Below are 15,486 nucleotides of genomic sequence, written 5' to 3' on the forward strand. Positions count from 1 at the left end.
CTGGCGCTCTGTCCCAAGGCGATCGGCGATGGCCAGTTTTTACTGGCTAATCAGGCATTTGTATCGAGCCTGACAAGTTGGTTCAAAAATTGCTTTAACCCTTTCAGAACAGCTACAGGCGGCAAGCGTCTGTCGGAGGAGGAAGACTGTGGACAAGTTGCTTTACGTCGCAATGAGCGGTGCATCCGAAAACGCGATCGCGCAAAAGGCTCATGCCAACAACCTGGCGAACGTCTCGACCAACGGTTTCATGCGTGACCTGGAACAGGCCCGCTCGATGCCGGTGTTTGGCGAGGTCATGCCATCGCGCGCCTATGCCATGAGCGAGCGTCCCGGGACCGACTTTTCCGCCGGTGCCATGGTGCAGACCGGTCGTGAGCTGGACATCGCCGTCAAGGGTGATGGCTGGATCGCCGTGCAGACGCCCGACGGCGGTGAAGCCTACACCCGCAGTTCCGGCATGAACATCGACGCCCTGGGCGTGTTGCGCGACGGCAGTGGTTTGCCGGTTATGGGCAACGGCGGTCCGATTGCCGTGCCGCCTCAGCAGCAGATCGAGATCGGCGCCGACGGCACGATCAGCATTCGTTCACTGGGCGAGAGTCCGCAGGTGATGGCGCAGGTTGACCGCATCAAGCTGGTCAGGCCTGACCTGAAGACCATGGAGAAAGGCCCTGACGGCCTGATCCACACCAAGACCGGCCGGCCTGCCGACGCAGACGCCACCGTTCAGGTCGAGTCCGGCTTTCTGCAGGCGAGCAACGTCAACGCGGTCGAGGAAATGACCTCGGTACTGGCCTTGTCCCGTCAATTCGAATTGCACGTCAAGATGATGAAGACCGCCGAAGAAGACGATCAGTCTATGGCTCGCGTCTTGCAACTTGGCTAATCAATGACAGCTTGCGCCGACAAACCGGCGCTCGAGGAGAACACACATGCTTCCTGCACTATACGTCGCCAAAACCGGCCTTGCCGCTCAGGACACCAACCTGACCACCATCTCCAACAACCTGGCGAACGTCTCGACCACCGGTTTCAAGAGTGACCGTGCCGAGTTCCAGGACCTGCTGTATCAGATCAAACGCCAGCCGGGTGCCCAGTCCACTCAGGACAGCGAACTGCCTTCCGGCCTGCAACTGGGTACCGGTGTGCGCATTGTCGGCACGCAGAAGAACTTCACTGCCGGTAGCCTGCAGACCACCAACAACCCGCTGGACCTGGCGGTCAACGGTCGTGGTTTCTTTCAGGTGACCCAGCCAGACGGCACCATTGCCTACAGCCGTGACGGTACGTTCCACCTCGACGCCAACGGCCAGATCGTGACCGCCAATGGTTATGCCCTCGAGCCTGCGATTGTCGTTCCGCAGAACGCCCAGACCTTCACGGTCGGCCAGGACGGTACTGTTTCCGTCACGCTGGCAGGCGCCACTGCAACACCGCAGATCATCGGCAATATCCAGACCGCCGACTTCATCAACCCGGCCGGCCTGCAGGCCATCGGTGGCAACCTGTACCTGGAAACTGGTTCGAGCGGCGCGCCGCAGATCGGCACCCCTGGCCTTAACGGCCTGGGCCCGACCCTGCAGAACACCCTGGAAAACTCCAACGTCAGCACCGTTGAGGAACTGGTCAACATGATCACTACCCAGCGCGCCTACGAGATGAACTCCAAAGTGATCTCGACCGCTGACCAGATGCTGCAAAACCTGACTCAGAACCTGTAAGTCCTTGATGTCTCTGCTCGTAGAACCGCTCAATCCGATGGGGCGCCTGATAAGCGCCTGTTACACCGCGAGGTTTCAAGTGTCATGAACCGCCTTAGTGTTCCGCGTTTTTCAGTGTTGATCGCTTCATTGTGCGGGATCACCCTGCTGTCCGGCTGTGTTGCGCCGACGGCCAAGCCCAATGACCCTTATTACGCTCCGGTGTTGCCGCGTACGCCCATGTCGGCGGCTGCCAACAATGGCGCCATCTATCAGGCCGGTTTCGAGCAGAACCTGTACGGCGACCGCAAGGCCTTCCGTATTGGCGACATCATCACCATCACGCTTTCCGAGCGTATGGCGGCGAGCAAGGCGGCCACTTCGGCCATGACCAAGGACAGCACCAACAGCATTGGTCTGACCTCGCTGTTCGGTTCGGGTCTGACCACCAACAACCCGATAGGCGGCAACGACCTGAGCCTCAACGCCGGTTACAACGGCGCGCGCACCACCAAGGGTGATGGCAAGGCCGCACAGAGCAACAGTCTGACCGGTTCGGTCACCGTGACGGTTGCGGATGTGCTGCCTAACGGCATTCTGGCGGTGCGTGGCGAAAAGTGGATGACGCTCAACACCGGTGACGAACTGGTGCGGATTGCCGGCCTGGTCCGGGCTGACGACATCGCGACCGACAACACCGTGTCGTCCACCCGTATCGCTGATGCACGTATTACCTATTCGGGGACCGGAGCCTTTGCCGATACCAGCCAGCCAGGCTGGTTCGACCGGTTCTTCCTCAGCCCGTTGTTCCCTTTCTGATAGCGGGATAAACATGATCAAGCTCAAGCAACTGATAGCGGCGACCTTGTTGTTGTCCACAGCGTTCGGCGTCCACGCCGAGCGTCTGAAGGACATCGCGAGCATCTCCGGCGTGCGGGCCAACCAGTTGATCGGTTACGGTCTGGTCGTGGGTCTCAACGGTACAGGTGACCAGACCACCCAGACCCCGTTCACCCTGCAGACCTTCAATAACATGCTGTCGCAGTTCGGCATCAAGGTTCCATCCGGTTCGGGCACCGTGCAGTTGAAGAACGTCGCGGCAGTTGCCGTTTATGCAGATCTGCCAGCGTTTGCCAAGCCGGGCCAGACGGTCGATATCACCGTTTCCTCGATCGGTAACTCTAAAAGCCTGCGCGGTGGTGCGTTGTTGATGACACCGATGAAAGGTGTCGACGGCAACGTTTACGCCATCGCTCAGGGCAACCTGGTGGTCGGCGGTTTCGACGCGGAAGGCCGTGACGGTTCGAAGATTACCGTCAACGTCCCGTCGTCGGGACGCATTCCTGGCGGAGCTTCGGTCGAGCGCTCGGTGCCAAGCGGCTTCAATCAGGGCAATACCCTGACCCTGAACCTGAACCGTTCCGACTTCACCACTGCCAAGCGGATTGTCGACAAGATCAACGAATTACTGGGCCCGGGCGTCGCTCAGGCGTTGGACGGTGGTTCGGTGCGTGTGACCGCGCCGCTTGATCCGGGCCAGCGTGTCGACTACCTGTCGATTCTGGAAAACCTGGAAGTCGATCCGGGCCAGACCGCTGCCAAGGTCATCATCAATTCGCGGACCGGCACCATCGTCATCGGCCAGAACGTCAAGGTGTCGCCTGCTGCCGTTACCCACGGCAGCCTGACCGTGACCATCACCGAAGACCCGATCGTCAGCCAGCCGGGCGCATTGTCCGGCGGCCAGACTGCGGTAGTGCCTCGCTCGCGGGTCAATGCCCAGCAGGAGCTGCACCCGATGTTCAAGTTCGGTCCAGGCACCACGCTGGATGAGATCGTTCGCGCGGTCAATCAGGTGGGCGCTGCGCCCGGTGACCTGATGGCCATTCTCGAAGCCCTTAAGCAGGCCGGCGCGTTGCAAGCCGACCTGATCGTGATCTGAGGATTCGAGCATGGATATGCCCAAGAGCGGAATTTCGTCGACGGTCGATTCGGGTGCCTATACCGACGTCAACCGTCTGGCGTCGCTGAAGCATGGCGACAAGGACAGTGTGGAAAACCAGAAGAAGGTGGCCCGCGAGTTCGAATCGCTGTTCGTCAGTCAGATGCTCAAGGCCATGCGCTCGGCCAACGAAGTGCTGGCCAAGGACAATCCGATGAACACCCCGGCCACCCGGCAGTATCAGGACATGTATGACCAGCAACTGGCGGTCACGCTGTCCACCCGTGGCAACGGTATCGGCTTGCAGGACGTGCTGATGCGCCAATTGTCGAAAGACAAGGGGATAAACCACGCCGCGCCGGTCAATACGACCGACGCTGCAACGGCCGCTACCGACGCTGCGCCGGCCAAGACCGGCCTGGCGACCAGTGTTTACCAGCGTCCGTTGTGGGCCACGCGCTCGGCGGCTGCCGATCAGGCGGCGGCTGCGGCATCGGCGTCCGGAGAAGGGCGCAATGACATGGCGATGCTCAACTCGCGCCGTCTGTCCTTGCCCGCCAAGCTCACCGATCGTCTGCTGGCTGGCATCGTGCCGTCCGCCACAACGGCGGTCAGCAACAGTCCGGTACCCGCTCGCGCGACAGCCGGCACTACAGGCAACAACGGCGACTGGACACTCGATCCGAACCTGGCACCCGCGCCTGAGTACGTGCGCTCCATGGCTCAGCCACCGCTGGCACCGGCCAAGCGTGCGTTCAGCAACGCCGATCAGTTCGTCGAAACCATGCTGCCACTGGCCAAGGAAGCCGCAGCGCGTATCGGCGTCGACCCGGTCATGCTGGTGGCGCAGGCGGCACTGGAAACCGGTTGGGGCAAATCGATCATGCGTCAGCAGGACGGCAGCAGCAGTCACAACCTGTTCGGCATCAAGGCGGCAGGCAGCTGGAAGGGTGCCGAAGCGCGCGCGATCACCAGCGAGTTCCGCGACGGCAAGATGGTCAAGGAAACGGCGGATTTCCGTTCCTACGATTCCTACGCCGACAGCTTCCACGACCTGGTCAGTCTGTTGCAGAACAACAGCCGGTATAAAGAAGTGGTCAATTCGGCCGATAAACCGGAACAGTTTGTAAAAGAATTGCAGAAGGCCGGCTACGCCACTGACCCGGACTATGCCAGCAAGATTTCGCAGATTGCGAAGCAGATGAAGAGTTACCAGACTTACGCCGCTGCAGCGGGCTCTTCCACGACTTTATAAGGTTTGACTCATGTCGCTGATTTCAATTGGGCTCTCAGGTATCAATGCCAGCAGTGCCGCGATCAACACCATCGGTAACAACACGGCCAACGTGGACACCGCTGGTTACTCGCGTCAGCAGGTGCTGACCACGGCTTCGGCGCAGATCGCTCTTGGTCAGGGTGTAGGCTACATCGGTACCGGCACCACGCTGTCCGACGTACGTCGCATCTACAACAGCTATCTGGACACCCAATTGCAATCGAGCACCGCCCTCAGCGCGGATGCAGTGGCTTATTCCGGTCAGGCCAGCAAGACCGACACATTGCTGTCCGACAGTGCGACGGGGATCTCCGTGCAGCTGGCGGATTTCTTCACCAAGATGCAGGGCATCGCCACCAGCGCCACGCAGTCGGCCGAACGCTCGTCGTTCCTGACCCAGGCTGGCGCGTTGAGCGCACGCTTCAACTCGGTGTCGTCGCAGTTGTCCACGCAGAACGATAACGTCAACACGCAGCTCAACACCTTCACCAAACAGGTCAACGAGCTGACCACCACGCTGGCGAGCCTGAACAAGCAGATCACACAAGCGTCGGCGGGCAATGCCACACCGAACACCCTGCTTGACTCGCGCAGTGAAGCGGTTCGTCAGCTCAACGAGCTGGTTGGCGTGAAAGTGGTCGAGAACAACGGCAACTTCGATATTTATACCGGCACCGGACAATCGCTGGTCAGTGGCGGCACGTCCTACAAGATGTCGGCCAGCCCGAGCCCGTCCGATCCGTTGCAGTACAACGTGCAGATTGCCTACGGCCAGACCCAGACCGATGTGACCTCGGTGCTTACTGGCGGCTCGATCGGTGGTCTGTTGCGTTATCGCAACGAAGTGCTGGTGCCCGCGACCAATGAACTGGGCCGTACCGCGATGGTGCTGTCCGATCAGGTCAACAGCCAGATGAGCCAGGGTATCGACAGCAAGGGCAACTTCGGTTCGAACCTGTTCTCCAGCATCAACAGTGCGGATGCCATCACCCAGCGCAGCGTCGGCAAAACCACCAACAGTGTCGGCTCCGGCAACCTCAACGTGACGATCGGCGACACCAGCAAGCTGACCGCCAACGATTATGAAGTGACGTTCAGCGACTCATCGAATTTCAGCGTGCGCCGTCTGCCCAATGGCGAGAGCGTGGGTGCCGGTTCGCTGGCTGACAATCCGCCCAAACAGTTCGATGGCTTCAGTGTGAGCCTCAACGGCAATACGCTGGCAGCCGGTGACAGTTTCAAGGTCATCCCTACCCGTACTGGCGCCTCGGGGATTTCGGTGGTGCTGACCGATGCCAAGGACATTGCAGCTGCCGCGCCGTTGACGGCAACCGCGGGTAGCAGCAACTCCGGCACCGGCGGCTTCACTCAGCCGGTGCTGAACACCAAGTCCGATATCTACGACAGCACCCAGACCGCTGACCTGCGCAATGCGCTCAAAGACTCCACCCCGATGAAACTGGTAATGGGTGCGGTCAGCAGTACCGGCGTGCAGAGTTATACCCTGATCAATGCGAGTGGCGGGGCGGTGCTTGACCAGAATGGCAACGCTGTCAGTGGTTCGATCATTCAAGGTCAGGCCAACACCGTCAAATTGAACGTTGGCTATACCGACACCACGACAACGCCAAGCAGCAAAACCGCTTTTGAACTGCAAATGACCATTTCCGGCTCGCCGGTTGCCAATGACACGTTCAGCATCGGCATGACCGGCGGCGGCTCGTCCGATAACCGCAATGCGTTGGCGGTGGTCGGCCTGCAGACCGCCAAGACTGTCGGCGTCGTCAACGGTGGTGTGGGTACCAGCCTGTCCGGTTCGTATGCAGATACGGTGTCAGTTGTGGGTACGCTGGCGAGCCAGAGCAAGAACGATGTGACCGCCACAGCGGCCGTTGTCAGCCAGGCGAAGTCGTCACGCGATTCGGTCTCGGGTGTATCCCTCGATGAAGAAGCGTCCAACCTGATCAAGTACCAGCAGTACTACACCGCCTCTTCGCAGATCATCAAGGCGGCACAAACCATTTTCAGCACGCTGATCAACAGTCTTTAAGGAATCGTGAGCCATGCGTATCTCGACTACCCAGTTCTTCGAATCCACGAACACCAATTATCAGCGTAACTATTCGAACCTGAACAAGACCAGCGAAGAGGTTTCCAGCGGCATCAAGCTCAATACTGCGGGCGATGATCCGGTGGGTGCGGCGCGTGTACTGCAACTGACCCAGCAGAACTCCATGCTGACCCAGTACGAAACCAATATCGGCACGATCAATACCAACGCGGTGACCACCGAAACGACGCTGACCAGCATCATCGACACGATGCAGGCCGCGCGTGAGCAGATCGTATCGGCAGGCAGTGGCGCCTTTACCGACTCCGACCGTCTCGCCAAGGCGTCGGCGCTCAAGCAGTACCAGAGCCAGATTCTGGGCTTGATGAACAGCCAGGACCCTAACGGTCAGTACATATTTTCCGGTTCCAAGGCCTCGACGCCACCGTATTCGCTGAACGCCGACGGCTCCTACAGCTATAAGGGCGACCAGACCAGCGTCAATCTGGCGGTAGGCGACGGCCTGGTAATGGCCAGCAATACCACAGGTTTTGAGGCCTTCGAGCAGTCGGTCAACACCACCCGTACGTCTGCCACACTACTCTCGCCTGCAACCGATGACGGCAAGATCGGCCTCAGCAGTGGCCTGGTGACGTCCACTCCGACCTATAACGCCAGCTACCAGGGCGGCGAGCCGTATACGCTGACCTTTCTCAGCGGCACGCAGTTCAAGATCACTGACGCCAGTGGTACTGACGTGAGTTCCGATACCTCGTCTGGCGGCAAGTTTTCCCACGGCTCGTTCGATGCCCAGACGTTCACCTTCCGCGGCGTGGAAATGACCCTCAACGTCAACCTGCCAGCCGCTGACCGGGTCTCGGACGCTACCGCAGATGCGGCGCTGGCCAATCGCAGCTACCAGCTGGCGTCGACACCGGACAGTGTTTCCACCTCGCGCAGCGCCGGCAATACCTCGACAGCGACCGTCAGCAGCTCTGTCGTGGGCAATACCGCCGCTGACCGCACCGCGTTCAACAATACCTTCCCGACAGAAGGCGCAATCCTCAAGTTCACCAGCCCGACCGATTACGACCTGTATGCTGCGCCCTTGACCAGTAGCAGCAAGCCAGTGTCCAGCGGCACCATGACCGGCTCGACGGCCAACGCCTCCGGGGTGAACTTCAATATCAGCGGCACACCGGCTGCCGGTGATCAGTTCATCGTCGAGTCTGGCACGCACCAGACCGAGAACATTCTCAATACGCTGACAGCGGCGATCAAAGCCCTGTCGACGCCCACCGATGGCAACCTGGTGGCCTCGCAGAATATGACGGCAGCGCTGAACTCTGCGCTGGGCAACATGAGCAGTTCCATCGAACAAGCCTCTACAGCACGTTCCAGTGGCGGTGCGCGTCAGCTGGCGGCAACCGCCCAAGGTACGACCAACGATCTGCTCAAAGGCAACAACACCACTGAGCAAGGCACTTACGTAAACGCCGACATCGTCGAGGCGACCACGCGCCTGACATTGCAGAAAACCATGCTGGACGCTTCTCAGCAGGTGTTTACCATGCTATCCAAGTTGAACCTGTTCAGTCAGCTTTGAGTTCTGACGTTGAGCATCCGCCGTCTTTTTTCAGCGGTGAGGGGGGCCACTCGACTGAAGGGCCCCCAGCCGCTCGCGAGTCAGTCATAGTGAATTCAGTCCCCCTCGTCAGTATCGTCATTCCCGCCTTCAATCCGCGCTTCTTCCGCGCAGCGCTGCAAAGTGCGCTCGACCAGGTCTACGACAATCTCGAAATCATCGTCTGTGACGATTGCCGTAGCGACGAGATCAAGGCGATTTTCGACGAACTGGTGGCTCCCGACAGCGACCGGGCCCGTTACCTGCGCAATCCTCAGCGCCTGGGGTTTCAGGGCAATCTGCTCAAGTGTCTGGAGCAGGCGAGCGGCGAGTACATCAAGTTTCTCTGCGATGACGACCGCCTCTATAACTACTGCGTTGCGCATCAGGCGCAAACCCTTGATACCTACAAGGATGTCCAGCTCGTCGTCAGCAAACGCCATTTGGTGGACGTCGATGATTATGTCCTGCCGGCCCGCATGGAAAACGTTGGTCTGGTGCCCTACGACGCTGTGTTCAAGGGCGAGGACATGCTGGCGATTTTCGAGCGCACGCCACGCAATTATCTGGGCGGTTTCAGTGGCGCGCTGATGCGTCGCGCCGATGTCCAGGAATACCTGCCGTCCATTGCGCTGCCGCAGGGTTTCGTCGCGCTGCTGGATTTCACGCTGTTCATCTGCCTGCTGCGGCGCGGCAATCTGGTTGTGCTGCACAGCATCCAGAGTACCGAACGCCTGCACCCGGGGCGCTTCAGCAGTCAGGGCGATATGTACCAGAAAGCCACCACCGAATGGGGCTGGCTGAACGAAATGCTCAAGGCGCGTAGCGGCGAAGACGCACCGGCCCAGGGCTGGGTGCGTTTTCTGCCTCTGCGCCGCGCGCACGAAGAACCGCGCGAGTGGGATGAGGTCGGCCTCTACGGGGTGATGGCTGGTCGCCAGGGCATCATGATGAGCCGCGTCGGCAGCAGCAGTGACAGCTACGCAGAGCTTTACACCGAGTGGCTGTCCTGCCGCCGGTTTTCCGAGCCGCAAAAAAAGTTGCTGGAGCAGCGCATCGTCAGTTGGGCCTGGCAGCCACGTATCGTGCCGGTGATCATCGATGCGGATGGCGATGCCGAGGCCCTCGATATCACCTTGCGCAGTCTGGCCGAACAGGACTATGCCGCAGACTCGGTGGTGGTGCTGACCAACGCCAGTGTCGACGATCCGCAGGTGCTGCGTTTTTCTCTGCAGCCGGACTGGGCTCGGCAACTGAACGAAGTATTGCCACTGCTGGACAGTGCCGACTGGGTCTACCTGTTGCACGCCGGTGACCGGCTGACGCAGCCAGCGCTGCTGATTCTGGCTGAGCGTATCGCTCAGACTCCCGGGCTGCTGTGTGTCTACAGCGACGAAGGCGCGCTGGTCGAGGACGAGTCCAGAGAGCCGATTTTCAAACCCGGATTCAACCTGGACCTGCTGCGTGCCTATCCCTATGTCGGGCGCACGCTGGCGTTCGAACGTCGAAATCTGCTGGACATGGGCGGTTTCGATCCGGCCTTCGATGAGCTCGCCCCGCACGATGTGATCTGGCGCCTGGTCGAGGGGGCAGGGCCGCAGAGTATCGAGCACATCGCCGAAGTGCAGGTCGAGTCGCGTCTGGCATTCGCTGACTGGCTGTCACTGCCTGGTGTCATCAAGCACAGCGAGCCTCTGGTTGCAGCCCACCTGTCACGGATCGGCAGAGAACACGTGATTCATCACGATCAGTTGCCGTTGCTCAATCGCATCGAGTACGTTCACCCGTCGCTGCCTCTGGTGTCGATCATCATCACCGCCAGGGATCAACTGGGCGCCCTGGAGCGCTGCATAGACAGTCTGCTCAGCAACACCACCTACCCGAATTACGAAGTCCTGATCGTCGACAACGCCAGCGAAAGCGCCGAAGCCCGGGCATGGTTCACGGCGATGAGTGAGCTGGGCAGCGACAAGCTGCGGATTTTTTCCCTGTCCGAGGCTGGCAGCGAAGCAACCGCCCAGAATCATGCCGCCGGTCAGGCGCGTGGCGATTATCTGTTGATGCTCAGCGCCTATGCCCTGATTCATCAGGCGGACTGGCTGCAGGGGCTGATCCACCATGCACAGCGCCCCGAGGTCGGGATCGTCGGCCCACGCATTCTCAATCCGCAAGGCAATATTCTGTACGCTGGCATGGTCATGGGCATGGATGGCCTGGCCGGTCGGCCGTTCATCAATTTCCCTGCAGGTGCCAGCGGCTACATGCAGCGTCTGCAATTGACCCAGAACTGGAGCGCGGTCAGCGGCAATTGCCTGATGGTGCGCAAGGACGTGTTCGACGCTGTTGGCGCACTGGAGGCGGCGACCTTCACCCAGGGCCTGCAGGACCTGGATCTGTGCATGCGCGTCGGGCGCGAGGGTTACCTGATTGTCGGTACCCCGGATTCATCGCTGGTACTGGCTGAGCCTGCTGCCGCCGAACGTAACGAGACGTCTCGTCAGGTACTCGACAACGAGCAGAAATCGTTCTTCCAGAAGTGGCTGCCGAAGATGGCCAGGGATCAGGCCTACAACCCCAACCTGTACCTCAACGAGGCGCTGTCGTTCACCCTGGACCCTGGTCTGCTGGCGGGCTGGAGCCCGTTTTGCACCCGCCATCTGCCTTTCATTTTCGGTATGGCGGTCAACTCCTCGGCGGTGGGTCACTACCGGGTCAGCCAGCCCCTGCTGGAGTTGATGGCGGCCGGGCGGGTGGTTGGCCGGATGACTTACGAGACCGCAACGCCCGTCGAAATAGAGCGCCAGTCGCCAGATGTCATCGTTTTCCAGGGGCGTTACACAGAAGCCAAGGTCCCGGACATCGAGCTGGCGAAGAACTACTCCAATGCCATGCGCATTTTCGAGCTTGATGACTACATCGCCGATGTCCCCGAGCGCAACGAGCACAAGCGCAACATGCCGGACAACATCGGCGCCATGCTGCGCAAGGGTATAGGCCTGTGTGACCGTGTGGTCGTGTCGACTCACCCGCTGGCCGAGGCGCTGTCGAGTATGCACAGCGACATTCGCGTCGTGCCGAACATGCTGGCGACCCACTTGTGGAGCAACCTCAGGACCCAGCGTCGCAGCTCGGACAAGCCGCGTATCGGCTGGGGCGGCGGAACCAGCCATCGCGGGGATCTTGAGCTGATTGCCGATGTGGTGCGCGAACTGGCTGATGAAGTCGAGTGGGTGTTCTTCGGCATGTGCCCGGATCTGCTCAAGCCCTACATCCATGAGTTCCATCCGGGGGTCAGCCTGAAAACCTACCCGGCCAAGCTCGCCAGCCTGAACCTTGATCTGGCGTTGGCGCCGCTGGAATTTCATATTTTCAATGACTGCAAAAGCAACCTCAGGTTGCTTGAGTACGGCGCGTGCGGCTACCCGGTGATCTGTTCCGACACCGAGGCGTATCGCGGCCATCTGCCGGCAACCCGGGTGTACACCAACAGCTCCGAAGAGTGGTTGCAGGCGATCCGCATGCACCTGTCCGACCCCAATGCCAGTTACCGCATGGGCGACGAGTTGCGCGAGACAGTACTGCGTGACTTCATGTTGCGCGGCGAAAACCTGCAATATTGGGCCAACGGCTGGTTGCCGGACTGATCCGATCCGTTTGAACACGCACCAGCGGGTTGCCCGCTGGCGCGGCCACGCTACGCTCTTGCTTCAACGCCCGCTGCGGTTGAAGGCGCAATCGATTCGTTATAAGGAAAGATCATGCAAAGCCATTCGGGAAATGAACACACCGCTTTGAATCAGCGTCTGACCCTGCTGTTGATGGCCAGGGACCAGCCGGACTTTCTGCGCCGCGCCTTGAAGTATTACAGTGAGTTCCCGTGCAACCTCATAGTGGTCGATGCGTCAGTCCAGCCTGATGCGGAAATTGCCGCAAGCGCTGGCTTGCATTACCTGCACAGTGACGCGCTGGGCAGTGCCAGCCTTGGCGTCAGGGTCGCAGAGGGGCTCAAGCAGGTGACCACGCCGTTCGTGGTTCAGGCTCCGGTCGACAGTTTTTTACTGCCTGATGCACTGCGCGCAGCGCTGAGCTTTCTTGAGGCCAACCCGACCTACGGTGCCTGTCAGGGCTACAGCCTGAGCTATCAGGCGCAGGTCGGTCAGGTGGACTATTTCCGACGCGATCGCAAAACCTGCGAAGACTATGCCTCGGAGGACGCGGGCGAGCGGGTTCTGGGTTTCATGAGCGAAAGTCTGTCGCTGCTCAGCGCAGTGACGCGCACGGAACTGGCGCAGCAGTGGTTCACCTCGGCTACCGATGACACCGAGCCGCACTGGCAGGAAATCGGCCACATGAACTATCTGGTTGCTGCGGCCCGCCTGCGCATCCTGCCAATCCCTTATGCACTGCACTTCACCTCGGGCAAGCAGGCCGAGCTACGCCATGGCTTGGCCATTGCCGCCGCCGTCAGGCACACCGATCCCAAGGCCAGAGCATCCCGCGATGCGTTCGCCAAGAAACTCGTCGCGCTGCTCGGTGAAGGCTCGGGCTTCGAAGGCGCGCAGGGTGAACAGAAGATTCAGGCCGGTCTCGCAGCCATGGGTGAATGCCTCAAGACTCAGGGCTTCCAGGGCGATGAGAAAATCATCAGCGCGGTGTGGAATGTTGGCCTTGAGCAATCGGACGCGCTGTTCGAGCCTCGTCAGTTTGTCGAAATGCCGTTCTACAACCAGCCGTTGTTCGATGAGCTGGCCAGAATCGAATTCCTGATCCACCTCATGCCAGCGGGTCGTTTGCAGCTGGAAGGGCTGGAAGCGGTGCTGCTCAAGCAGGCTGAATTGTTGCGCGAGCAGAACAACCCGGATGCTGAAGCGCGCATCAGCCGCCTGTGGTACGCCTACGAAACCTACGCCTTCAACCAGGGTGTCGTGCAGAGCCTGATCGCGGAGTTGATCAGCGGCAAAGGCAAGGACAGTGAAAAGCAGATCGAAATGGTTTCGGCCTGGAGCCAGCGTCTGCAGGCGGCATCCGCTTTCGACAACGGTCGGCTGCTCGATGGCATGGCTTCCGGTCAACTGCTCAACTGGCTCGATTCGCGTGATCCGGCGCCTGAGGCCCTCAAGCAGATCAGCGACAAGCTCGCCAGCAAACCGGCCGGGTCGCAGATCGGTATCCTGTTGCTGGACCTGGAGGCGGATGTATTCAAGCTGCAGGCCACGTTCGACAGCCTGATCAACAGTCATTACAAGGCCTTTAGGGTGGTGGTGTTCACCACCGGGGAATTGCCAGCCGTGACCACGCTGCACAATACCTTGCACTTTGTGAAAGTCACTGAAAGCAACTACGTCGACAAGATCAATCAGGTCGTCAAACAGTCGCCTAGCGACTGGCTGATGCTGGCACAGGCCGGCGAAGAGTTCACCCGCAGCGGTCTGCTGCTGGCCAGCGCCGAGCTGATCGATGCGGCGCAGTGCCGGGCTGTTGCCGTGGACGAGATTCAGCGTCAAGCCAATGGCACGCTGACCTCGGTGTTCCGTCCCGGCTTCAATCTTGATCTGCTGCAAAGCCTGCCGGCACTGATGGCCCGTCACTGGCTGGTGCGTCGCGAGTTGCTGGTCGAGGCGGGTGGTTACTCGCGCGAGTTCCCCGAGGCGCTGGAATTCGATCTGTTGCTGCGTCTGATCGAGCAGGGCGGCATGAGCGGCCTGGCCCATCTCAGCGAACCGTTGCTGATCTGTGATGCGCCCGAGCTGAAAGACAATCCGGACGAACAGAAAGCGCTCAAGCGCCACCTTGGCAAGCGCGGTTATCAGGCGGAAGTCAGCTCGGCGCAGCCTGGCACCTACAAGATCGATTATCGCCACGCCCATCGGCCGGTGGTTTCGATCCTGCTGCACAGCCAGGACAACCTGCCCGAATTGCAGCGCTGCCTGCAAAGCATTCTGCAACGCACCCGCTATCAGCGTTATGAAGTGCTGATCGGTGACAACGCCAGCACCTCTGCCGAACTGTCGACCTGGCTTGACCGGCAGGAGCAAGTGTCGGGTCGCGTGCGGGTGTTCCGTGCCGAACAGCGCATGAGTCCTGCAGCGCTGCATAATCTGATCAGCCAGGAAGCCGGTGGCGAATACCTGATCCTGCTGGATGCCGAAAGTCAGATCGTCAATGTCGGCTGGATCGAGTCACTGCTCAACCAGGCGCAGCGCCCGGAAGTGGGCGTGGTAGGCGCCAAGCTGGTGGATGGCGAAGGTGCAGTGACTCAGGCCGGTCTGGTGCTGGGCCTCAATGGCGGTGTGGGTTCGGGGTTTGTCGGTGAGCCGAAGACCGCCACCGGCTACATGCAGCGCCTGGTGGTCGAGCAGAACTACTCCGCCGTGTCATCGGCCTGCCTGATGATTGCCAAGGAGCTGTACAACACAGTGGGTGGTCTTGATGAGGAGGCATTCGCCGAAGCGCTGGGCGATGTCGACCTGTGCCTCAAGGCTGCGCAAGCCGGCTACCTGACCGTATGGACGCCGCATGTGCAGGTGGTGCATTCCGGTGTGCTGCATGCCCCGCAGCAGGCGCGCGAAGCATTGATGGACAAGTGGTCAGCGCAGTTCGCGCAGGATGAAGCCTACAACGTCAATCTGGATCTCCACGGCAAAGGCTTCACTCTGGCCGTTTGAGTCGTTCACCCCCGTAAAACCGGCTGCTTCGCGGCCGGTTCACTGTCTTGAAAGCTTCTTCGCAGTAAGCTTCAGGCCAGGATCCAGTGCATGTCCCCTCGACGCAAATTATCCTAAAGCATGCAGACGGGAGTGACCTGCGGGTCATAAAGTGCATCTCCACTGTATTGTTTTACAGGGAGCGACATGCGCCTGACTTGCTTTAACCTGCCAAGCGCCCTGAAAA

At 60.2% G+C, this 15,486-nt stretch carries 9 protein-coding genes; all 9 read left to right on the forward strand.

Annotated features, from left to right (window positions below):
- Positions 1 to 148 precede the first annotated feature (148 nt).
- The 9 genes from P406_RS21805 (at position 149) to P406_RS21845 (ending at position 15,260) form a co-directional block, all read left to right on the forward strand.
- Entirely contained in the window at positions 149 to 889 is a 741-nt protein-coding gene (locus P406_RS21805) for a flagellar basal body rod protein FlgF (RefSeq protein WP_003316785.1), read from the forward strand.
- Positions 890 to 935: 46 nt separating this feature from the next.
- A complete protein-coding gene (gene flgG / locus P406_RS21810) occupies positions 936 to 1,724 on the forward strand; it encodes a flagellar basal-body rod protein FlgG (RefSeq protein WP_003412455.1) in 789 nt (262 codons plus the stop codon).
- 84 nt (positions 1,725 to 1,808) lie between these two features.
- Entirely contained in the window at positions 1,809 to 2,522 is a 714-nt protein-coding gene (flgH, locus tag P406_RS21815; protein ID WP_003370084.1) for a flagellar basal body L-ring protein FlgH, read from the forward strand.
- Positions 2,523 to 2,535: 13 nt separating this feature from the next.
- Positions 2,536 to 3,645: a flagellar basal body P-ring protein FlgI gene (locus P406_RS21820; RefSeq protein ID WP_003404340.1), complete on the forward strand. Its 1,110-nt coding sequence runs from the start codon at positions 2,536 to 2,538 to the stop codon at positions 3,643 to 3,645.
- Positions 3,646 to 3,655: 10 nt separating this feature from the next.
- A complete protein-coding gene (gene flgJ / locus P406_RS21825) occupies positions 3,656 to 4,900 on the forward strand; it encodes a flagellar assembly peptidoglycan hydrolase FlgJ (protein WP_046237350.1) in 1,245 nt (414 codons plus the stop codon).
- A 10-nt stretch (positions 4,901 to 4,910) separates the two neighbouring features.
- On the forward strand, positions 4,911 to 6,971 hold the full coding sequence (gene flgK, locus P406_RS21830) for a flagellar hook-associated protein FlgK (RefSeq protein ID WP_003404346.1): 2,061 nt from the start codon (positions 4,911 to 4,913) through the stop codon (positions 6,969 to 6,971).
- Positions 6,972 to 6,984: 13 nt separating this feature from the next.
- Positions 6,985 to 8,577, forward strand: coding sequence for a flagellar hook-associated protein 3 (locus P406_RS21835; RefSeq protein WP_003417853.1), 1,593 nt, complete (start codon positions 6,985 to 6,987; stop codon positions 8,575 to 8,577).
- 89 nt (positions 8,578 to 8,666) lie between these two features.
- The gene (locus P406_RS21840) at positions 8,667 to 12,239 is read left to right on the forward strand and encodes a glycosyltransferase (protein ID WP_046237351.1); all 3,573 of its coding nucleotides are present in this window, start codon (positions 8,667 to 8,669) and stop codon (positions 12,237 to 12,239) included.
- Positions 12,240 to 12,353: 114 nt separating this feature from the next.
- A complete protein-coding gene (locus P406_RS21845) occupies positions 12,354 to 15,260 on the forward strand; it encodes a TIGR00180 family glycosyltransferase (RefSeq protein ID WP_046237352.1) in 2,907 nt (968 codons plus the stop codon).
- The last annotated feature ends 226 nt before the right edge of the window (positions 15,261 to 15,486 follow it).

Source organism: Pseudomonas syringae pv. coryli str. NCPPB 4273, from assembly GCF_000972175.1.
Classification (GTDB): domain Bacteria; phylum Pseudomonadota; class Gammaproteobacteria; order Pseudomonadales; family Pseudomonadaceae; genus Aquipseudomonas; species Aquipseudomonas syringae.

Excerpts from the sequence above, each read along its gene's own strand:
- flgG (WP_003412455.1), top strand. The coding sequence starts at position 936 with ATGCTTCCTGCACTATACGTCGCCAAAACCGGCCTTGCCGCTCAGGAC.
- flgH (WP_003370084.1), top strand. The coding sequence starts at position 1,809 with ATGAACCGCCTTAGTGTTCCGCGTTTTTCAGTGTTGATCGCTTCATTG.
- P406_RS21820 (WP_003404340.1), top strand. The coding sequence starts at position 2,536 with ATGATCAAGCTCAAGCAACTGATAGCGGCGACCTTGTTGTTGTCCACA.
- flgJ (WP_046237350.1), top strand. The coding sequence starts at position 3,656 with ATGGATATGCCCAAGAGCGGAATTTCGTCGACGGTCGATTCGGGTGCC.
- flgK (WP_003404346.1), top strand. The coding sequence starts at position 4,911 with ATGTCGCTGATTTCAATTGGGCTCTCAGGTATCAATGCCAGCAGTGCC.
- P406_RS21835 (WP_003417853.1), top strand. The coding sequence starts at position 6,985 with ATGCGTATCTCGACTACCCAGTTCTTCGAATCCACGAACACCAATTAT.
- P406_RS21845 (WP_046237352.1), top strand. The coding sequence starts at position 12,354 with ATGCAAAGCCATTCGGGAAATGAACACACCGCTTTGAATCAGCGTCTG.